This is a genomic window from Citrobacter sp. B72 (assembly GCF_016894305.1).
In the GTDB taxonomy this organism is placed as follows: domain Bacteria; phylum Pseudomonadota; class Gammaproteobacteria; order Enterobacterales; family Enterobacteriaceae; genus Citrobacter; species Citrobacter portucalensis.
The window spans coordinates 4845541-4864461 of record NZ_CP069801.1 but is presented as its reverse complement, the minus strand read 5'-3'; the positions used below and the strand labels follow the sequence as shown (position 1 = coordinate 4864461).

Sequence of the window (18921 nt, the reverse complement as noted above, 5' to 3'; positions counted from 1 at the left end):
GTAACGAAGTCTTCAATTCTGCAAAAATTGGCCGTGTCGCCATAAAAAATATAAAGCGAAATCTGTGCCAACTTTTAAATTGCCCCTAAAAGGCGTTATCATGCGCACCATCGTGCAAAGGGGCTGCACCATGAAGGTTGTATTGCACCATTATAGTGCTTTAATGTGAACATTAAGCACCATATTGGTGCAAAGCATGTCAGATTACCCCTTTTAACGCTCCGTGAATGTGATCACAAAGAAACTCTGCAATACTTGTTTGCGGAGGATGTTTGTGATCCTGTTTTGTACTGCGATTAATCCGTGTACAATAACGCGCTATTTCTAAAATGCCTGAGGCAAAGTTGTGATCGAAAATTTGCGTAACATCGCCATCATCGCGCACGTAGACCATGGTAAAACGACCCTGGTAGACAAGCTGCTCCAACAATCCGGTACGTTCGATGCACGTGCTGAAACCCAAGAGCGCGTGATGGACTCCAACGATTTGGAGAAAGAGCGTGGGATTACCATCCTCGCTAAAAACACCGCTATCAAATGGAATGACTACCGTATCAACATCGTTGATACCCCGGGGCACGCCGACTTCGGTGGTGAAGTTGAACGTGTAATGTCCATGGTCGACTCTGTGCTGCTGGTGGTGGATGCAATGGACGGTCCGATGCCGCAGACGCGCTTCGTGACCAAAAAAGCCTTTGCCCATGGCCTGAAGCCAATTGTTGTTATCAACAAAGTTGACCGTCCTGGCGCGCGTCCTGACTGGGTTGTTGATCAGGTATTTGACCTGTTCGTTAACCTCGACGCTACCGACGAGCAGCTGGACTTCCCGATCGTTTACGCTTCTGCGCTGAACGGTATCGCGGGTCTGGATCACGAAGACATGGCTGAAGACATGACTCCGCTGTATCAGACTATCGTTGATCGTGTACCGGCTCCGAGCGTAGATCTTGATGGCCCGCTGCAGATGCAAATCTCTCAGCTGGACTACAACAACTACGTTGGCGTAATCGGTATCGGCCGCATCAAACGCGGTAAAGTTAAACCGAACCAGCAGATCACTATCATTGATAGCGAAGGCAAAACCCGTAACGGTAAAGTCGGTAAAGTTCTGACTCATCTGGGTCTGGAACGTATCGAGAGTGATATTGCCGAAGCAGGCGATATCATCGCGATCACCGGTCTGGGCGAACTGAACATCTCCGACACCATCTGCGATCCGCAGAATGTTGAAGCGCTGCCAGCTCTGTCCGTTGATGAACCGACCGTTACCATGTTCTTCTGCGTAAACACCTCTCCGTTCTGCGGTAAAGAAGGTAAATATGTTACCTCTCGTCAGATCCTTGACCGCCTGAACAAAGAGCTGGTGCACAACGTTGCGCTGCGCGTTGAAGAAACCGAAGATGCGGATGCGTTCCGTGTATCCGGTCGTGGTGAGCTGCACCTATCTGTTCTGATCGAAAACATGCGTCGTGAAGGTTTCGAAATGGCGGTTTCCCGTCCGAAAGTAATCTTCCGCGAAATCGATGGCCGTAAACAAGAGCCGTTCGAAAACGTAACGCTGGACGTTGAAGAGCAGCATCAGGGTTCTGTGATGCAAGCTCTGGGTGAGCGTAAAGGCGACCTGAAAAACATGAATCCAGATGGCAAAGGCCGCGTACGTCTTGACTACGTGATCCCAAGCCGTGGTCTGATCGGCTTCCGTTCAGAATTCATGACCATGACTTCCGGTACCGGTCTGCTGTACTCCACCTTCAGCCACTACGACGATGTTCGTGCGGGTGATGTGGGTCAGCGTCAGAACGGCGTACTGATCTCCAACGGCCAGGGTAAAGCAGTTGCGTTCGCACTGTTCAGCCTGCAGGACCGCGGTAAGCTGTTCCTGGGTCACGGTGCTGAAGTTTACGAAGGCCAGATCATCGGTATTCACAGCCGCTCTAACGACCTGACTGTAAACTGCCTGACCGGTAAGAAACTGACTAACATGCGTGCGTCTGGTACTGACGAAGCAACGGTTCTGGTTCCGCCGGTTAAGATGACTCTGGAGCAGGCTCTGGAATTCATCGATGACGACGAACTGGTAGAAGTAACACCAACCTCTATCCGTATCCGTAAGCGTCACCTGACTGAAAACGATCGTCGCCGTGCAATGCGTGGCGCGAAAGAAGAGTAATTAACACTCTTTTTCAGGTAAGCACAAAAAAGCCGCTGATTATCAGCGGCTTTTTTTATCTAAAAGATCAGGTCGTTTCCTGCTCTGCAATGACTAGCTCAATATTTTCTAAATCAAGCAATTGCTTGAATGAATTTGGTGGCTGGGAATCGGTAAAAAATGCCCGAATTTTACGCATATTACCGATGGATACAGCGGCTGAGGCGGTAAACTTAGTATGATCAGCAACTAACAGCGTATTACGTGCATGCTTAATCATCGTTTTGGCGACAAGCGCTTCGTTAACGTCAAATTCCAATAGTGTGCCGTCTTCCTCGATGGCACCAATACTGGTAATCAAATAGTCGGCTCTAAATCCTTCAATAAAGTTCACTGCTCCTGGGCCAACAATACCGCCATTATGAGCACGTAACGTTCCACCGGGCACCATAACCTCAAGATCTTGATTCTTATATAAGATCTGCGCAACACGAAGACTGTTAGTAATGATGCGAAGATCCCGACGGTTCAGCAAAGCTCGTGCGACGGCTTCCACCGTTGTACCAATGGTAATAAATACCGTACAGCGTTCAGGAAGGTAATCAGCAACCGCTTCCGCAATCGCTTCTTTTTCCTGGGTAAGGGACAACTCTCGCTGTTCAAAGGCGGTATTCATGACGCTGGATACACGTCCGGCTCCACCATGATGTCTGGTGATCAAGCCCTGTTCGCTTAACTTACGAATATCCCGGCGCACGGTTTGCGTGGACACGTCCAGCAATTGTGCGAGCTCTTCGATATTCATATAGCCGCGTTCTGTAATGTAATGAACAAGTTGATCGTGTCGCGGATTACCGGTGACTTCAATGATGCTCATGAATACTCCTGGACTTCTTCCCCGTAATTGTTGGCTATTTTACGCATAAAGTGACAAAAATGATTCGGTTTGCGCACGATTAGGAATTCCGGCTCGTCCGCCCGCCTGAGTGCATTTCATCGCCGCCACCGCACTTGCGAAGCGAATCGCCTGGTCAGTCGGCATTTGCTCTGCAAGAGCTGCTGCCATTGCACCATGGAAAACATCGCCTGCACCGGTTGTATCCACAACATTGACAGAAAATGCAGTCTGTTGACACATATGACCATTTTCGATCCATAGTGACCCTTCGCCGCCAAGCGTAACGTACACTTTACCATTAGTCTGCTCAGCGGCCAGTTTAAGTGCCTGTTGTGCATCATCTTGCCCGGTCATTCTCTTCAGACCTGGAGTTGAAAAAACGGCATGATCGGCAAGCGCCACCAATGGGGTTATATCTTGTGGTGTCATATCGGCATCCAACAGCGTTGGAACTCCGGCGGCACGTGCCAGTTCGAAGGATTTCAACGTCCCTTCATGCCAACGTACATCGGCCAGAACGATGTCATAACGGGAAAAATCAATCGACTCCAGCCACCTTGCATCCGTATCGAGATCCGGGCTTGGATAATTCACGATAATGCGTTCGCCATGCTGGTCGACCAAAATTGCGGACTGGGATGAACGGGAGTTCGGGTATTGCCGGCAGAACGCCGTATTGACCCCCCAGCTCTGAAGCTCGTTAAGCAAGGTATTCCCACAACTGTCATCGCCTACACGGCCTATAAAATCAACGTCAATACCAAGCCGGGCAATGGCGACAGCTGCTGTTGCCGCCGGGCCGCCACCTGTCTCCAGATATTGATTTGACTGATATTTCCCCCCGCCATCGGGCAGGTTGTTCAGAGAATAAATACGGTCCTGAACGGTGATTCCAACACATGCAATTCTGGTCATATTTGGTTAGTCCTGTGTGATCTTGTCTTCTTTTGTTCATTTTAATGACATAAATGATCAAATTAGTGACGTGTGTCTTGTTTTTAGTCATAAATTACAAATATGCTCAAAAACAGACGAAAACGAGTTTTTAATTGTAATTATTTTGTCAACCTGACACAGGAGAGCATTCATGACAACCGTTGCATTTTTGGGCTTGGGCCAGATGGGCAGCCCAATGGCTAATAATCTGTTGCAAAAGGGACATGCTTTGCGTGTGTTCGACGTAAACCAACAGGCAGTCAATGAATTAGTACAAAAAGGTGCGACTGCTGCTCAAACACCCGCTGAAGCCGCTAAAGGTGCCGAATTCATAATCACTATGCTGCCAAATGGCGACATCGTTCGGCAAGTTCTGCTGGGTAAAGATGGCGTCAGCGAAGGCCTGTCCCCCAATGCATTGGTTATTGACATGTCCACGATTCATCCATTGCAGACCGATGAGTTGATTCATGAGATGAAAGAGAAAGGCATCAGCATGATGGATGCTCCTGTGGGCAGGACGTCAGTTAACGCGATTGACGGCACGCTGCTGATTCTTGCTGGCGGAACGCCTGAACAGGTTGAACGTGCTCGCCCTGTGCTGATGTGTATGGGGAATGAGCTGGTGGAAGCTGGCGGTCCCGGTATGGGGATCCGCGTAAAGCTCATCAATAACTATATGAGTATTGCGCTGAACGCCTTGTCAGCGGAAGCCGCTGTTCTTTGCGAGTCATTGGGTTTGAGCCTTGATGTGGCCATTAAGGTCATGAGCGGTACTGCCGCAGGCAAGGGGCACTTTACGACAACCTGGCCTGGCAAGGTACTTAAAGGAGACCTTTCTCCGGCATTCATGGTGGACCTCGCGTTGAAAGACCTGCGTATTGCCGTCGATGTCGCTAGTCAGACCGGTGCGCCGCTCAATATGGGCATTGCAGCAGAAACCTATTACACCCGTGCCAGCGAGAACGGTCGAGGCCGTCAGGACTGGAGTGCGCTGTTATCTCAGGTTCGTCAGCAGGCTGGCCGACCAGATTCACTCTAAATTTTAAACAGTTACAGGAGTTATTATGTCTTCCCACAATACCCCATACACGCTGAAAGATATTTCTCGCCCTGGCGGTGGATTTGCCATGCTGGCCGTTGATCAGCGTGAAGCAATGCGTCTGATGTTTGCAGCGTCTGGACATCCTAAACCTGTTGCCGACAGCGTATTGACTGATTTTAAAGTTGCAGCAACACAAATTCTGTCTCCCTACGCTTCAGCGGTTCTGGCAGATAAACAATTTTGTCTCGATCAGATTGTCTCTCAAGGTGCAGTCGCTGATTCATGTGGACTGATTGTGGCGGCTGACCATTTTGTTCCGGGTAATGGTATTCCGGTTGATAGTGTCGAAATTGACAGAGCAATTGATCCGCATAAAGCCCGCGAAATGGGTGCAAAAGCCATGAAGTTGTTAGTGCTGTGGCGTGAAGATGAACCCGCAGAAGAACGTTTGGCTATGGTGGCTGAGTTTGTTCAACGCTGTCGTAGCGCAGGGCTGGTCAGCATCATTGAGCCGGTCGTTCGTCCTCCTCGTCGTGGCTGGGAATTTGACCGGGAAAGCGCCATCGTTGCCGCAGCGGCTGAACTCGGCTGCACCGATGCTGACCTCTATAAAGCTGAAATGCCATTAGGCGGCAAAGGTGATGAACAGACCCTACTTGCTGCGTGTCAAAAGTTGCATGAACAAATGAAAATGCCGTGGGTCATTCTCTCTTCTGGTGTTGATGCGGATATTTTTGGCCGTGCGGTCCGTATCGCCATGAAGGGTGGAGCTTCCGGATTCCTGGCAGGGCGTGCCGTTTGGGCATCGGTTGTTGGTGCTCAAGATCCGCAAACAATGTTGCGTGATGTGTCGGTTCCACGCTTACAACGCCTGGCAGAAATCGTCGATGAAGGGATTTCTCAGCGTTAATCACCCATTTTAACGAATCTGGAGAAGAACCATGGATAAGATTACCCAAGTTCTATTTTCTGATATTGGGAAGGTGACCACCCAATATGTTGAGCTGCCGCACCAGGAACTTAAACCGCAAGAAGTCCGCATTGCTCCGGTGTTTTATGGAATATGTGGCTCTGATCTGCATGTACTGAAAGGAGGACACCCATTTGCAAAACCTCCGGTTGTGCCTGGACATGAAATTGCGGCACGCGTAACTGAAGTGGGCAGTGAAGTAACGAATGTTAAGCCGGGCGATCATGTCGTAGTCGACCCAATTATGGCCTGCATGGAGTGTCGTGCTTGTAAAGCGGGTCGCTTTAATCTGTGTGAGCCGCCACAGGTTGCTGGCTTCCGGGCGCCGGGTTTTGCCCGCTCGCAGCACATTGTACCTGCACGAAACTGCCATGTTGCACCTGCTTCGTTACCACTAAAAGCACTGGCTTTCGCTGAGCCCGCAGCCTGCGCGCGTCATTGCGTGAGCCGTATGCCGAAAGCGTCATTGGAAAGTGTATTAGTGATTGGTGCAGGGACAATTGGTTTATCCATCGTTCAAGCATTGCGCATCATGGGCGCGGGAAAGATCACCGTCATCGAGCCTGATGCCGCCAAGCGCGCGTTGTCGTTAAAGCTAGGTGCCACGGAAGTCTGGGCTCCGGGGGAATTGGATGCACAGGTCCGTTTTACGGGGGCAATTGATGTTGTTGCCGCCCAGGCCACGCTGAATGATGCATTTACCCATGTTTATGCTGGCGGAACGGTAGTGTGCATGGGGGTACCGAGTGGCCCACGTGAAATTCCTCTTCCGATGATGCAGCGCTTTGAACGCGATTTGTTGAATTCCGGCATGTACATCCCGGAAGACTTCGATGCCGTGATTGAATGGCTTGCGGATGGGCGGTTTGACACCAGCGAACTGGTGACCGATCTCTTCCCTGTCGAAGATGCGGATAAGGCGTTTGAACGTGCGCAGCAAAATGACTCTATAAAAGTCATGCTGCAATTTGCTGAGGTTTGATGCTGTAACCCTCTGTCTGGCGCTGCTTAAGGGTAGCGCCATCCTACAACAATGAAAAAGGATGCTGCGATGAGTCACATCACCAGTCCTACACCTTACTCGATCGGTCGTCCCCAGGACGTGATTGATATTGTTAATAAACATTCAGCAGTAAACACCAGTGTCGGCGTCATTTTTATCGCTCTTGGTGGCATTCTAATTGATGCCTATCAGGCGGCGATGGTGGGTTTTGGTAATAAATATATCGCATTGCAATTTGGTATTTCACCGGGGCTGGCGGCGACGGTTAACGCCTCTGTTTTAGTCGCCGCCCTGATTGGTGGATTACTGGCGAACCGTGTGATTAACCGCTTTGGTCAAAAGCGTGCATTTATCATCGGAATGGGCCTGTGCACAATAGGTGCCGCAGCTGTCGCGATAGCCCCGAACATCTGGTGGGTGCTGGTGTGTCGCGTAATCATGGGATTTGGCTTGGGTATTGATTTCCCGCTGGCAACAAATGCGGTGGCAGAACTACGCGGCTCAACATCTAAGAAAACCGGTTCGTCAGTTAATCTCTGGCAAATGGCCTGGTATGTATCAACTACGGTCGTCTATCTTGTGCTGCTTCCACTGTTGTTGTCGGGTATCGCGGAAGAGCAATTATGGCGCTATGGTATTTTCATTGGTGCTATTTTTGCCGTCATTATCATGATTCTGCGTTATTTCTTCATCGGTGAGTCTGCAATGTGGGCCGCACGAGTCGGACGTTATGATAAAGCCTGCGATATTCTGGCTAAACGCTATGGGGTTCATGCTCGCGTTGCTGCCAAACCAAAAAACGATGATTTTTCTGCTGAAAAAACAGAAAGTAAGTTTCATGGCGGCTATGGGATTTTATTTAACTCACGTTATCGCAAACGCACTATTCTCGGCTGCGTTGTGGCGACGATGCAAGCCTGGCAATATAACGCCGTGGGTGTTTATTTACCGCTGACTTTGGCGGGAATACTGAGCGGTGGATTAACCGGGGCTCTTAGCGGTTCTGCGGTAGTGAATGCCCTGTGTGGCATTACAGGTGGATTGATTGGTTCTCTTATCCTCCAGCGTTTGGGAACTCGCCTTCAGTCGATGTATGGTTTCGCCGTCGTAACGGTTGCATTACTGGCTTTAGGTGCATTAGCAACCACCAACCCATGGCTTTCTTTAGGTTTGTTGGGCGCAATCATTTTCTTCCATTCAGCGGGTCCGGGCGGCCTGGGAATGACCATTGCCACACTTTCTTATCCGCCATCTATTCGCCCGACAGGCGTAGGATTTGCTCGTGCAATTATGCGTACTGGGGCGATTGCCGGACTTATTTTCTGGCCTATGTTGTGGGGTGCATTAAAGACAGAAGCGTTCTATTGGCTGGCAATTGTTCCTTTTCTCGGCTTCCTGACATGCGTGTTGATTAAGTGGGAACCACTTGGTGCAAACGTTGACGCTGAAGACGCTGAGGTACTGGCTGAGTTGGATAAATAACAAGCAAGCGCGTCGCAACATGTCGACGCGCTTTTTCGTATAAATCCGCCGCTTTTTAAGTGATTTTATTGCGCAGATTTCTCGCCGACCCGGAGAGGAAAATTATGGCTGAAATAGAACATGTACCAGGGAAAGAGCTATCCGGCAAAGCCATGAGACGCGTTGTCATGGGCAGTTTCGCTGGCGCGTTGATGGAATGGTACGATTTTTTTATTTTCGGAACGGCGGCAGGGCTAGTCTTTGCTCCCCTGTTTTTCCCTGATAGCGATCCTTTTATTGGTTTAATCGCCGCATTCGCCACCTTTGGTGTGGGTTTTCTGTCACGTCCGCTTGGAGGCATTGTTTTTGGCCACTTTGGCGATAAAGTCGGTCGCAAAATAACGTTGATTTGGACGTTAGCGATAGTTGGCTCCTCAACGTTTTTAATCGGTTTCATTCCAACATACCAGGATATTGGTATCTGGGCCCCGATTATATTGATGGTTCTGCGCCTGGTTCAGGGGTTCGGTCTGGGTGGGGAATATGGCGGGGCTGCATTGATGACTATTGAATCTGCGCCTGAGGCGAAGCGCGGGTTTTTAGGTTCGCTCCCACAAACGGCAGCCTCAGTTGGGATAATGCTGGCGACAGGGGTGTTTGCATTATGCAATCACTTCCTGACTCAGGAAGAGTTTCTGGCCTGGGGATGGCGTATCCCTTTTTGGCTATCTGCCATCATGTTAATTGTTGGGATGTTTATACGGTTACATACTGAAGAAACACTGGATTTTAAAAAACAAAAAACGGCTGTCTCACAGGAACAATCAGCACCACCGTTGATTGAACTTTTCCGTAAGCATCCACGGAATATTCTGTTAGCGCTAGGGGCCAGGCTGGCGGAGAGCGTTTCGTCGAACATCATTAATGCCTTTGGTATTGTCTATATTTCCAGCCAGTTGGCATTATCAAGGGATATTCCACTCAACGGCATGCTAATCGCCTCAGCAATTGGCATTGTGTGTTGTCCATTAATTGGTTGGATCTCTGACCGCGTTGGGCAACGGAAGATGTATTTATTTGGCGCTGGTTTTTGCATCCTTTTTGCATTCCCATTCTTCCTGCTGCTGGATACGAAAAGCACACTTATCATCTGGTGCTGCATGATCCTTGGCTATAACCTGGGGCCAACGATGATGTTTGCAGTACAACCCACCTTATTTACTCGTATGTTCGGAACACGAGTGCGCTATACGGGTCTTTCCTTTGCCTATCAGTTTTCAGCAATTCTGGGTGGGTTAAGCCCGCTCATTGCCTCCAGCTTGTTGGCGCTGGGAGGCGGGAAACCGTGGTATGTAGCACTGTTTCTGTTTGTTATCTCAATACTTTCATTCAGTTGCGTCTGGCTTATCGAGCCACATTCAGACAATAAAAATGACGCTAATAACATTTAACTTCTTACCGAAATATCAGAGAGCAATAACATGAACAATGAATTGAATACTGAGCATTATCAAGCATTACAACGTGCTTTTGATACCGCCTGGCCGGGACCGATCGGCCAACCTATTTTTCTGGAAAAAGGACATCTACGTCTGCAAATTTTTCCGCGCGATGGTGCCAGAATCACCTCGGTTCAGGCGTTTGGTTTTGAAGTGTTACGTCAATGGGAGCCACAGCGTAAAGCATTTCAGTATGGCTGCTTTCCTATGGTTCCTTGGGCAGGCCGCCTTGGCGATGCAACATTGACCGTGGGGGAGAAACAGTACGTATTACCTGCTAACAAACCGCCTCATGCTCTACATGGTATGGCCTGTTATTCATCATGGGAAATTGTCGAACATAAAGCGGATACCTTGAAACTGCGCATGCCACTGGGCGCTCCTTGGCCCTGGGAAGGAGAGGTCCTGCAGACGATGACTCTTGAAGACGATGCGTTAATTCTGCGACTTGAAATTCACACCATGTCTGAAACTTTTCCGGCATCTGCTGGATGGCACCCTTGGTTTGCAAAACAACTGGGCCAGCAGAATGAAGAAGATGAATTACTGGTATGTTTTAAGGCCGACTGGCAGGAAGAAGCCGGGAATAATGAGTTACCAACAGGTAATAAAATCCCCCCACAATCAGGCCCGTGGGATGACTGCTTTGGTTTTAATGATGGTCTCAATGTCAGATTACAGTGGCCAGGTAAGCTGAGTATGACGATGACATCGAGTGCGCAAAGCCTGGTCGTTTTTGACAAACAGCCCGACGCAACATGTGTCAATCCGCTTACTCAGGCGCCAAATGCGATAAATAGGACACCGCAGTTTGTCAGTGCAGGTCTTCCGTTGGTGATTGAGTCGCGCTGGCAATTTACACAGGAATTCTGATGGCTTAGCCAATAATCCCGACAGGGACTCATAGTCAAACTTCTCCTTTCCCGCTACAGTTATTCATCCACGGCGAATAAGGAGAAGGGCATGCTCTATATCTTTGATTTGGGTAATGTGATTGTCGATATCGACTTCAATCGCGTGTTAGGTACTTGGAGCGATCTGAGCCGTGTACCGCTGGCTTCGTTAAAGCAAAGTTTCACCATGGGAGAGGCTTTTCACCAGCACGAGCGAGGTGAAATAACGGATGAAGCCTTTGCCGAAGCGCTATGTCATGACATGGCGCTACCGCTAAGCTATGAGCAGTTCTCCCACGGCTGGCAGGCTGTTTTTGTTGCCTTGCGTCCTGAAGTCATCGACATCATGCAAAAGCTGCGTGAGCAGGGGCATCGGGTGGTCGTCTTGTCGAATACTAACCGTCTGCACACGACGTTTTGGCCGGACGAATACCCCGAAATCCGTCAGGCTGCTGACCATATTTACCTTTCCCAGGATCTGGGCATGCGTAAACCAGAAGCGCGGATTTACCAGCATGTCCTGCAGTCTGAAGGTTTTTCTGCGCATGAGGCGGTATTTTTCGACGACAACGCCGATAATATTGAAGGGGCTAATCGGTTAGGGATTACCAGCATCCAGGTTGTCGATAAAACGACCATTCCGGACTATTTCGCGAAGTTGCTATGCTAAAAAATGTTCAGCAACAAGCCAGGCACCATACGCGTCCTGTTCGGGCCTGGCTGAAGCTACTATGGCAGCGGATTGATGAGGACAACATGACGACGCTGGCAGGGAATCTTGCCTATGTCTCATTGCTCTCATTAGTGCCGCTTATTGCCGTAGTTTTTGCGCTTTTCGCCGCATTTCCGATGTTTTCTGACGTCAGCGTCCAGCTGCGTCATTTCATTTTCGCAAACTTTATCCCGGCGACGGGAGATGTCATTCAGCGTTATATCGAACAGTTCGTCGCCAACTCGAACAAAATGACCGCCGTTGGGGCGTGCGGGCTGATTGTGACAGCGCTATTACTGATGTATTCCATTGATAATGCACTGAATACTATCTGGCGCAGCAAGCGTACTCGGCCTAAAGTTTACTCTTTCGCCGTTTACTGGATGATTTTAACGCTGGGGCCACTGCTGGCGGGGGCCAGTCTGGCGATCAGCTCTTATCTGTTGTCATTGCGCTGGGCCAGCGATCTCAACACGGTGATCGATAACGTCCTGCGTATTTTCCCGCTGGTGCTTTCCTGGCTCTCTTTCTGGCTGCTTTACAGCATCGTACCGACCACACGTGTACCTAACCGTGATGCGGTTATTGGTGCCTTTGTGGCCGCTGTGTTGTTCGAAACCGGAAAGAAAGGATTTGCGCTCTATATCACGATGTTCCCGTCTTATCAGCTCATTTACGGTGTCCTGGCGGTGATCCCCATTTTATTCGTCTGGGTATACTGGACCTGGTGTATCGTCTTGCTAGGCGCGGAAATAACTGTCACTCTCGGGGAATACCGCAAACTTAAACAAGCCGCAGAACAAGAAGAAGCAGAGCAACCATGATTGCATTAATTCAGCGCGTAACCCGTGCCAGCGTCACCGTGGAGGGCGAGGTGACGGGTGAAATTGGCCCAGGACTTTTGGTCCTGTTAGGTGTCGAAAGGGATGATGACGAACAGAAAGCGAACCGCCTGTGCGAGCGCGTACTCGGCTATCGAATCTTTAGCGATGCCGAAGGCAAAATGAACCTTAACGTGCAGCAGTCAGGGGGCAGCGTGCTGGTAGTTTCACAGTTCACGCTGGCGGCAGATACCGAACGCGGCATGCGCCCGGGGTTTTCAAAAGGGGCTGCGCCCGATCGTGCAGAGGCGCTGTATGAGTACTTTGTTGAGCGTTGCCGCCAACAGGAAATGAATACGCAAACCGGTCGATTCGCTGCGGATATGCAGGTTTCACTAGTTAATGATGGCCCCGTGACGTTCTGGTTACAAGTATGAACCAGCTACCGGTGTGGCCGCGGACAACAAGAGAGAATACGACGATGTATCACCTTCGAGTACCGCAAACAGAAGAAGAATTGGAGCGTTACTACCAGTTTCGCTGGGAGATGCTGCGTAAACCTTTGCACCAGCCTAAAGGCTCCGAACGGGATGCCTGGGATGCGATGGCGCATCACCAGATGGTGGTGGACGAAGAGGGGAATCTGGTCGCGGTAGGACGTCTGTATATCAATGCGGATAACGAAGCCTCCATACGCTTTATGGCCGTTGACCCCTCCGTGCAGGAGAAAGGGTTGGGCACGCTGATGGCGATGACCCTGGAGTCTGTGGCGCGTCAGGAAGGGGTAAAGCGCGTAACCTGTAGCGCCCGTGAAGATGCGGTTGAATTTTTCGCCAAACTCGGGTTTGTGAGCCAGGGAGAAATCACTACGCCGCAAACCACGCCGGTGCGTCACTTTTTGATGATTAAACCCATCGCGACTCTGGACGACATTCTCCATCGCGGGGACTGGTGCGGACAGCTACAGCAAGCCTGGTACGAACATATTCCATTAAGCGAGAAAATGGGTGTGCGCATTCAGCAATATACCGGGCAGAAGTTTATCACCACGATGCCCGAGACGGGCAATCAGAACCCGCACCATACGCTGTTTGCCGGTAGCTTGTTTTCCCTGGCGACGCTAACGGGCTGGGGACTTATCTGGCTGATGCTGCGTGAGCGTCATCTGGGCGGGACGATAATCCTTGCTGACGCGCATATACGGTACAGCAGGCCGATCACCGGGAAACCTACCGCTATCGCCGATCTGGGCTCGCTGAGCGGAGACCTGGACCGTCTGGCAAGAGGTCGTAAGGCGCGCGTTCAGATGCAGGTCGGGGTATTTGGCGACGACACGCCGGGCGTGGTGTTCGAAGGCACCTACATTGTGCTACCCGCAAAACCGTTTGGCGCATATGAAGAAGGTGGGAACGAGGAAGAGTAGGTCAGAGGGTATCTTCTCTACTCGATGAATGCGTCTGCCGGAAGATTAAAGCGTTCTGCAAGCGCTTTAATATGGCTTACAGTCAGTGCTCTGCGACCATTTAAGATGTTGCTGACGTTCGATTTTGAACCGAGTTCGTTGGCAAGGTCTGCTGCTTTGAGACTGTATTGGTCCATGAGCGTACGCAATACTGAAACGCCAGAGGGTGTTTTCTCCAGGTGTTGGTTGAGTGCTTTGAATTCCGGCGCATGTTTTTCATATTTACTGATTCGGGCACAGAGCAATTCAAATAGTGGGTTTTCAAGATCGTCGTGGTCGACCAGATACTCCACTAGCGCAAGTGCCCTGCGATACTCAGTGTCATTTCGGTCTTCCCCCAACAGTGGGATGGTTTTTACCGCATCGCTGAAGGTATCAACAATCTTTTTTGCGCTGGCTGCATCCATATGACGATGCGTTCTCATTCTTTATTACCCCGATAATATGCTGTCAGTTTGTCATATTCGGCATGGGAAACGATATGTTTGACAAATATCTTATGTGACCTGAAATCTATGTAGGAGATGAGTCTTAGGCTGTTACCAGAAACATCAATCACCCACCATTTATCTCTGTACTTAAAATTATCCAGTGAAGGAATATACTGCTTCATCTCTTCAGGCTGAATGAATGTTTTTTTCTCCAAAACATTCAGTAAATCAGCGAGAGCAAGCTGATGATTTGGATACATGAGCATTGCCTCGTTAAAAGGTTTTCGGCTGATAACATGCACGGTGTAGTTCCATTACAAGGTTTTCAACCTGTAAACAAAATAACGCAACGCAATTAAGTTTACAAGATGAAAACACTATATTAATTAAGCATGTCTTACTGCTGTAGAATTTATGGCGCGCCAGGCAACATCCCGCATTGCGCTTCGTGCCGCCTGACTCACCCCTGCTAGCTGGAAAAATCCGTGGATAACACCGAGATAGCGTTGGCAGGTGCAATCCACGCCCTGCTCCTGAAACCGTTGATACAGGGCCTCACCTTCATCTCGCAGTGGGTCGAATTCAGCTGTAATGATGTGCGTGGGCGGTAAACCGTTGAAGTCTTCGCGCCAGAGCGGGCTGACTTCGGGATGCAATGGATCGGTTTGCGGCATATACATCTCGTAGCCCGACAGCAGTGTGTCGCGGGTGATAATGTAATCCTGTCCATTATGGTCATAGCTCGCAAAGCTGGCGGTTGCATCCAGCATCGGGTAGATCAGCATAAGCTGCGCAGGTTGCCATTGCCTGGTAGCTTTCAGGCGTAGTGCGGTGACCAGCGCCAGATGCCCGCCAGCGCTGTCGCCAGCCAGCGTAATGTTGTCCCGGTCTACTCCCAGTTTCTTGGCATACTTCCAGATAATATTGGCCCCCGATTCAGCATCGTTATGTGCTGCCGGGAAGATGTGCTCTGGTGCGAGGCGATACTGCACCGCAATGACCCGACAGCCGCTGTACCAGGCGAGTTGCCTTAGCTGGTTATCATGAGTGGTAAATCCGCCGCTGACAAAGCAGCCGCCGTGATAATAGATAACGCAGGGGAGATTTCCCGTGCAGCCCCGCGGCGAAACTACGCGAAACATCATGGCATCGAGTTCAATATCTTCAACTTGTACGCGGGTTTCAGTGTCTCCGGCCAGGACCGTGCTGGCGATATAGCCTGCTCTCCGGTCATCAATATTCTGCTCGCGCGAAGAAGGGCGTCCCGCCGCGATAAATGCCTCAACCAGCTGTGCAATCCCGCTTTCCAGTGCCATTTTCACATCTTCTTATCTGTATGGATATACAGGGTTATAACCTGGATAACTAAGAATGAAAATGGGAAAAATGGGGGTGGTTATGATTCTGGAAAGTGGCTCGCAAAAGTAAAAATCGCTCGTGTGAAGGCTACTTTCCCGCTTTTCTCAGGTGTATGTTGTGTGGAAATTAATCGCCGATGATATACTGGAGGTATATGTGAGTATGATGGTTGGGATGGATATGGGCAGAATTTTACTCGATTTATCAGATGAGGTGATTAAACGTCTTGATGACCTCAAGGTTCAGCGCAATCTGCCGCGAGCAGAACTCTTACGGGAGGCCGTTGAACAGTATCTTGAGAGGCAGGATCAGGCTGAAACAACAATTTCACGCGCTCTTGGGCTGTGGCAAGGCTGTGAGGAAGATGGTGTTGAATACCAGCGTAAACTCCGTGAGGAATGGTAATGGTCAAAGGATCAGCGCTTTTTGATACCAACATCCTCATCGATCTGTTTAGCGGTAGAAATGAAGCAAAACTAGCGATAGAAACATGGCCGCCGCAGAATGCAATCAGCCTCATTACATGGATGGAGGTGATGGTGGGCGCAAAAAAATACCATCAGGAAGCCCGTACTCGCGTTGCGCTAGGCGCTTTTAACGTGATCGGCGTTTCACAGGATATTGCTGAACGAAGCGTGAGTATCAGGCAGGAGCATGGGATGAAATTGCCGGATGCCATTATTTTGGCCACTGCGCAGATTCATCGTCTTACACTGGTTACGCGAAATACCAAGGATTTTGCAGGCATATCAGGCGTGGTCACGCCGTATACGTTATAACCCGGGCGACTTACGCCGCCCGGTGGTGCGGAGTACTTACTCCCCTTCACCTGGGAACAGGAACGGGTTGATAGAGCTGCGGGCAAAGCCCTCTTGCTCCATGTGCGCGTCCAGCATCAGTGAAGCGAGATCGTCAGCCACGGCTTCAACTTTAGGGTCCTTTTCCTGATAGAGAATCTTCAGATAAGTCCCACAGTCGCCGCAGCTTTCAGCTTTAATTGCCGCCTGTTCGTTATCCAGCGACCAGTAGTTCAAATCACGGCTTTGCTCGCAGTTGCTGCATTTCACGCGCACCACGTGCCACTCGGTTTCGCACAGGTTGCAGTGCAGATAGCGCAGCCCCTGAGTGGTACCGATTTGCACCATGCTGGAGACCGGCATTGAACCACACACCGGGCAGTACTGACGCTGTTCACCGTATTCCGCACGGGCTTTGCCGGGGATCAGGCTTGCCATCTGCGCCCAGTAGAGCGATAGGGCAGCCCAAATGAACGGCGCTTTATCGCTGCTGACGGAGGCGAAATCAGAGGCAAACAGCGCGCTGGCCATCAGCTCCAGTTCCTGCTCTGAGGCTTTTTCCAGATTTTCGATCACGGCAAGCGCAGGGCCGCTCATTTCTGGTTTCAGCTCAGCAATTAACGATTGCAGCAGTTTTTGCCAGTGCTTGTCGCGCGGCAGGACGTGGATATCCAGCGGCGGTTTGCCCTGATCGTTCGCTTCTTTGATGCGAGCGGTCAGATCCATCTGCAGCGGATGGTCGTACAACACCACTTCCTGCGCGTGGGCGATCAGCGCGGCAAAGCGCAGGTAGTCGCCCAGCGGGTTGTTCTCGGCCAACTCGCGCAGGCGCTCAGCGCGGCGGTTATACAAATTTTTGAGTCTGGGGAATAATAACGGCGGAATCATATCCGCCGTGCGTTTCTCGCTCTTCTCCAGCTCATCTTGCGGGATTATGCGAATACTCATTCAGATGACTTTTCCTGTTTCTGGCGGACTTCACGGTACCAGCGCGGGTGATGTTTCTTCGCCCATGAACTGGTAACCCATCCTTCCACCATCGCGGTAATGGTGCCTTTCACCCAAAGGGCGGCGTAAATGTGCACCATGATAACCACAATTAACGCTACTGCGGCAAATGAATGCAGCATTAACGCGAATCGGATCACCGGGATTGAGAAAGCAGGCGCAAAATACGGACGCCAGATGACCACTCCGCTCACCAGCAACAGGACCAGGAAGATAATCGCCGCCCAGAATACGCATTTCTGGCCGAAGTTATAACGTCCCGTGTCACCTACTTCCTCGTTGACGACAATCTTACGAATATTCTTCGCCCAAAAGATATCATCCCGATTGATTAGATTGTGGTGCCAGTAACGGAAAAACATGATGATAAACGAGGCAAACATGATCACGCCGACAAACGGGTGCACAATTCGCGCCAGTTGTGGAGTGCCCATGATGTGCATCAGCCAGTTAAAAGACGGGAAGAGAAAGCCCATCCCGCTCACCGCCGCCAGAATGAAGCAGAAGGCGGTGATCCAGTGGTTGATGCGTTCCGGCGCCGTGTAGCGCACGATGGTGTCACGTCGTTTCATTTGCGCACCTCGTCGTCTTTTTCATGCAGATTGTCTTCTTCCTCTTCCGCACGGTTCGGGCCTACGCCGACGTAGTGGAAGATGCTGGCCGCAAATGTCGCTGCAAAGCCGACGGCTGCGAGGGGTTTCCAGATGCCTTTCCAGAACTTAACGGTAGCGCTGATCTCCGGGTTCTCCGGCAGGCCGTGATACAGATTTGGCTTGTCCGCATGGTGCAATACGTACATTACGTGCGTACCGCCAACACCCGCCGGATCGTACAGACCCGCGTTTTCGTAACCACGCGTTTTCAGCTCCGCCACGCGTTCGCCTGCCAGGGTTTTCATCGACTCTTTGGTGCCGAAATGAATGGCACCGGTTGGGCAGGTTTTCACGCAGGCCGGTTCTTGCCCGACCACAACACGGTCAACGCACAACGTACATTTGTAGACGCGGTTGTCTTCCGGATTGAGGCGCGGCACGTCGAACGGGCAGCCCGCGATGCAGTAGCCACAGCCGATGCACTGCTCAGACTGGAAGTCGACGATACCGTTGGCATACTGAATGATTGCGCCTTCAGCCGGACACGCCTTCAGGCAGCCCGGATCGGCGCAGTGCATACAGCCATCCTTGCGGATAAGCCATTCCAGTTTGTCGTTTTGTTCCACTTCCGAGAAGCGCATCACCGTCCAGGATTTGGCGGTCAAATCGGCCGGGTTGTCGTACACCCCAACGTTGTTGCCCACTTCATCACGGATGTCGTTCCATTCAGAACACGCCACCTGACACGCTTTACAGCCGATACAGGTGGTGACGTCGATAAGCTTCGCCACTTCTTCCTGATGGTCCCGCGCCTGAGGCGCGGGGGTGAAACCGTTAGTGGCGGAACGACGAATGATGTCTTGCGATTGATAAGCCATAGGTCG

21 protein-coding genes are annotated in these 18921 nt (G+C 50.7%); 13 read left to right on the top strand and 8 right to left on the bottom strand.

What is annotated here, in order from left to right:
• Nucleotides 1-346: 346 nt before the first annotated feature.
• Nucleotides 347-2170 (top strand): ribosome-dependent GTPase TypA, encoded by a 1824-nt coding sequence (gene typA, locus JQN59_RS23275; RefSeq protein WP_008786988.1) that lies wholly within the window; start codon nt 347-349, stop codon nt 2168-2170.
• 67 nt (nt 2171-2237) lie between these two features.
• Here the strand turns inward: typA and JQN59_RS23270 are convergent, their stop codons facing one another.
• Nucleotides 2238-3026, bottom strand: coding sequence for a DeoR/GlpR family DNA-binding transcription regulator (locus tag JQN59_RS23270; RefSeq protein ID WP_008786989.1), 789 nt, complete (start codon nt 3024-3026; stop codon nt 2238-2240).
• 39 nt (nt 3027-3065) lie between these two features.
• On the bottom strand, nt 3066-3962 hold the full coding sequence (locus JQN59_RS23265) for a sugar kinase (protein ID WP_008786990.1): 897 nt from the start codon (nt 3960-3962) through the stop codon (nt 3066-3068).
• Between the two features lie 172 nt (nt 3963-4134).
• Here JQN59_RS23265 and yihU point away from each other — a divergent pair, with 172 nt between their 5' ends.
• From yihU to fabY, 10 genes are all read left to right on the top strand, one after another.
• Complete coding sequence (gene yihU, locus JQN59_RS23260) at nt 4135-5025, top strand: sulfolactaldehyde 3-reductase (RefSeq protein ID WP_008786991.1); 891 nt, start codon at nt 4135-4137, stop codon at nt 5023-5025.
• 25 nt (nt 5026-5050) lie between these two features.
• Complete coding sequence (locus JQN59_RS23255) at nt 5051-5938, top strand: aldolase (RefSeq protein WP_008786992.1); 888 nt, start codon at nt 5051-5053, stop codon at nt 5936-5938.
• A gap of 31 nt (nt 5939-5969) precedes the next feature.
• Nucleotides 5970-6980, top strand: coding sequence for a zinc-dependent alcohol dehydrogenase (locus tag JQN59_RS23250; RefSeq protein WP_008786993.1), 1011 nt, complete (start codon nt 5970-5972; stop codon nt 6978-6980).
• A 69-nt stretch (nt 6981-7049) separates the two neighbouring features.
• Nucleotides 7050-8483 (top strand): MFS transporter, encoded by a 1434-nt coding sequence (locus JQN59_RS23245; protein ID WP_008786994.1) that lies wholly within the window; start codon nt 7050-7052, stop codon nt 8481-8483.
• Nucleotides 8484-8587: 104 nt separating this feature from the next.
• The gene (locus JQN59_RS23240; RefSeq protein ID WP_020996120.1) at nt 8588-9913 is read left to right on the top strand and encodes an MFS transporter; all 1326 of its coding nucleotides are present in this window, start codon (nt 8588-8590) and stop codon (nt 9911-9913) included.
• Between the two features lie 30 nt (nt 9914-9943).
• Complete coding sequence (locus JQN59_RS23235) at nt 9944-10834, top strand: aldose epimerase family protein (protein ID WP_149607376.1); 891 nt, start codon at nt 9944-9946, stop codon at nt 10832-10834.
• A gap of 90 nt (nt 10835-10924) precedes the next feature.
• Nucleotides 10925-11524 (top strand): glucose-1-phosphatase, encoded by a 600-nt coding sequence (gene yihX, locus JQN59_RS23230; RefSeq protein WP_008786997.1) that lies wholly within the window; start codon nt 10925-10927, stop codon nt 11522-11524.
• Entirely contained in the window at nt 11518-12390 is an 873-nt protein-coding gene (locus tag JQN59_RS23225; RefSeq protein WP_008786998.1) for a virulence factor BrkB family protein, read from the top strand. Before yihX ends, JQN59_RS23225 begins: the two co-directional genes overlap by 7 nt.
• On the top strand, nt 12387-12824 hold the full coding sequence (gene dtd, locus JQN59_RS23220; protein WP_003825289.1) for a D-aminoacyl-tRNA deacylase: 438 nt from the start codon (nt 12387-12389) through the stop codon (nt 12822-12824). Before JQN59_RS23225 ends, dtd begins: the two co-directional genes overlap by 4 nt.
• 44 nt (nt 12825-12868) lie before the next feature.
• The gene (fabY, locus tag JQN59_RS23215) at nt 12869-13810 is read left to right on the top strand and encodes a fatty acid biosynthesis protein FabY (protein ID WP_003825286.1); all 942 of its coding nucleotides are present in this window, start codon (nt 12869-12871) and stop codon (nt 13808-13810) included.
• 17 nt (nt 13811-13827) lie between these two features.
• On the opposite strand, the gene JQN59_RS23210 is transcribed toward fabY, so the two are convergent.
• The 3 genes from JQN59_RS23210 to JQN59_RS23200 form a co-directional block, all read right to left on the bottom strand.
• Nucleotides 13828-14274, bottom strand: coding sequence for a helix-turn-helix domain-containing protein (locus tag JQN59_RS23210; protein ID WP_048215203.1), 447 nt, complete (start codon nt 14272-14274; stop codon nt 13828-13830).
• A complete protein-coding gene (locus JQN59_RS23205; RefSeq protein ID WP_048215202.1) occupies nt 14271-14582 on the bottom strand; it encodes a type II toxin-antitoxin system HigB family toxin in 312 nt (103 codons plus the stop codon). The genes JQN59_RS23210 and JQN59_RS23205 overlap by 4 nt, the downstream gene beginning before the upstream one ends.
• An 84-nt stretch (nt 14583-14666) precedes the next feature.
• Complete coding sequence (locus JQN59_RS23200) at nt 14667-15596, bottom strand: alpha/beta hydrolase (RefSeq protein WP_111466282.1); 930 nt, start codon at nt 15594-15596, stop codon at nt 14667-14669.
• 205 nt (nt 15597-15801) lie between these two features.
• Here JQN59_RS23200 and JQN59_RS23195 point away from each other — a divergent pair, with 205 nt between their 5' ends.
• Nucleotides 15802-16044: a CopG family transcriptional regulator gene (locus JQN59_RS23195; protein WP_020996119.1), complete on the top strand. Its 243-nt coding sequence runs from the start codon at nt 15802-15804 to the stop codon at nt 16042-16044.
• The gene (locus JQN59_RS23190) at nt 16044-16418 is read left to right on the top strand and encodes a type II toxin-antitoxin system VapC family toxin (RefSeq protein WP_020996118.1); all 375 of its coding nucleotides are present in this window, start codon (nt 16044-16046) and stop codon (nt 16416-16418) included. The genes JQN59_RS23195 and JQN59_RS23190 overlap by 1 nt, the downstream gene beginning before the upstream one ends.
• Nucleotides 16419-16454: 36 nt before the next feature.
• Here the strand turns inward: JQN59_RS23190 and fdhE are convergent, their stop codons facing one another.
• The 3 genes from fdhE to fdoH are packed head-to-tail and all read right to left on the bottom strand — an operon-like array spanning nt 16455 to nt 18915.
• The gene (gene fdhE, locus JQN59_RS23185) at nt 16455-17384 is read right to left on the bottom strand and encodes a formate dehydrogenase accessory protein FdhE (RefSeq protein WP_003028685.1); all 930 of its coding nucleotides are present in this window, start codon (nt 17382-17384) and stop codon (nt 16455-16457) included.
• Nucleotides 17381-18016, bottom strand: coding sequence for a formate dehydrogenase cytochrome b556 subunit (fdoI, locus tag JQN59_RS23180; RefSeq protein ID WP_003028686.1), 636 nt, complete (start codon nt 18014-18016; stop codon nt 17381-17383). The genes fdhE and fdoI overlap by 4 nt, the downstream gene beginning before the upstream one ends.
• Nucleotides 18013-18915, bottom strand: a complete 903-nt coding sequence (gene fdoH, locus JQN59_RS23175) for a formate dehydrogenase O subunit beta (protein WP_003825273.1) — start codon at nt 18913-18915, stop codon at nt 18013-18015. The genes fdoI and fdoH overlap by 4 nt, the downstream gene beginning before the upstream one ends.
• Nucleotides 18916-18921: the final 6 nt, after the last annotated feature.

What these genes read in the sequence shown, in the direction of transcription:
- fdoH (WP_003825273.1), bottom strand. Translation starts at nt 18,915, where the DNA reads ATGGCTTATCAATCGCAAGACATCATTCGTCGTTCCGCCACTAACGGT.
- JQN59_RS23200 (WP_111466282.1), bottom strand. Translation starts at nt 15,596, where the DNA reads ATGGCACTGGAAAGCGGGATTGCACAGCTGGTTGAGGCATTTATCGCG.
- yihX (WP_008786997.1), top strand. Translation starts at nt 10,925, where the DNA reads ATGCTCTATATCTTTGATTTGGGTAATGTGATTGTCGATATCGACTTC.
- JQN59_RS23240 (WP_020996120.1), top strand. Translation starts at nt 8,588, where the DNA reads ATGGCTGAAATAGAACATGTACCAGGGAAAGAGCTATCCGGCAAAGCC.
- fabY (WP_003825286.1), top strand. Translation starts at nt 12,869, where the DNA reads ATGTATCACCTTCGAGTACCGCAAACAGAAGAAGAATTGGAGCGTTAC.
- JQN59_RS23255 (WP_008786992.1), top strand. Translation starts at nt 5,051, where the DNA reads ATGTCTTCCCACAATACCCCATACACGCTGAAAGATATTTCTCGCCCT.
- yihU (WP_008786991.1), top strand. Translation starts at nt 4,135, where the DNA reads ATGACAACCGTTGCATTTTTGGGCTTGGGCCAGATGGGCAGCCCAATG.
- dtd (WP_003825289.1), top strand. Translation starts at nt 12,387, where the DNA reads ATGATTGCATTAATTCAGCGCGTAACCCGTGCCAGCGTCACCGTGGAG.
- fdhE (WP_003028685.1), bottom strand. Translation starts at nt 17,384, where the DNA reads ATGAGTATTCGCATAATCCCGCAAGATGAGCTGGAGAAGAGCGAGAAA.
- JQN59_RS23225 (WP_008786998.1), top strand. Translation starts at nt 11,518, where the DNA reads ATGCTAAAAAATGTTCAGCAACAAGCCAGGCACCATACGCGTCCTGTT.
- JQN59_RS23265 (WP_008786990.1), bottom strand. Translation starts at nt 3,962, where the DNA reads ATGACCAGAATTGCATGTGTTGGAATCACCGTTCAGGACCGTATTTAT.
- JQN59_RS23235 (WP_149607376.1), top strand. Translation starts at nt 9,944, where the DNA reads ATGAACAATGAATTGAATACTGAGCATTATCAAGCATTACAACGTGCT.
- JQN59_RS23270 (WP_008786989.1), bottom strand. Translation starts at nt 3,026, where the DNA reads ATGAGCATCATTGAAGTCACCGGTAATCCGCGACACGATCAACTTGTT.
- JQN59_RS23245 (WP_008786994.1), top strand. Translation starts at nt 7,050, where the DNA reads ATGAGTCACATCACCAGTCCTACACCTTACTCGATCGGTCGTCCCCAG.
- JQN59_RS23190 (WP_020996118.1), top strand. Translation starts at nt 16,044, where the DNA reads ATGGTCAAAGGATCAGCGCTTTTTGATACCAACATCCTCATCGATCTG.
- fdoI (WP_003028686.1), bottom strand. Translation starts at nt 18,016, where the DNA reads ATGAAACGACGTGACACCATCGTGCGCTACACGGCGCCGGAACGCATC.
- JQN59_RS23250 (WP_008786993.1), top strand. Translation starts at nt 5,970, where the DNA reads ATGGATAAGATTACCCAAGTTCTATTTTCTGATATTGGGAAGGTGACC.
- JQN59_RS23210 (WP_048215203.1), bottom strand. Translation starts at nt 14,274, where the DNA reads ATGAGAACGCATCGTCATATGGATGCAGCCAGCGCAAAAAAGATTGTT.
- JQN59_RS23195 (WP_020996119.1), top strand. Translation starts at nt 15,802, where the DNA reads ATGATGGTTGGGATGGATATGGGCAGAATTTTACTCGATTTATCAGAT.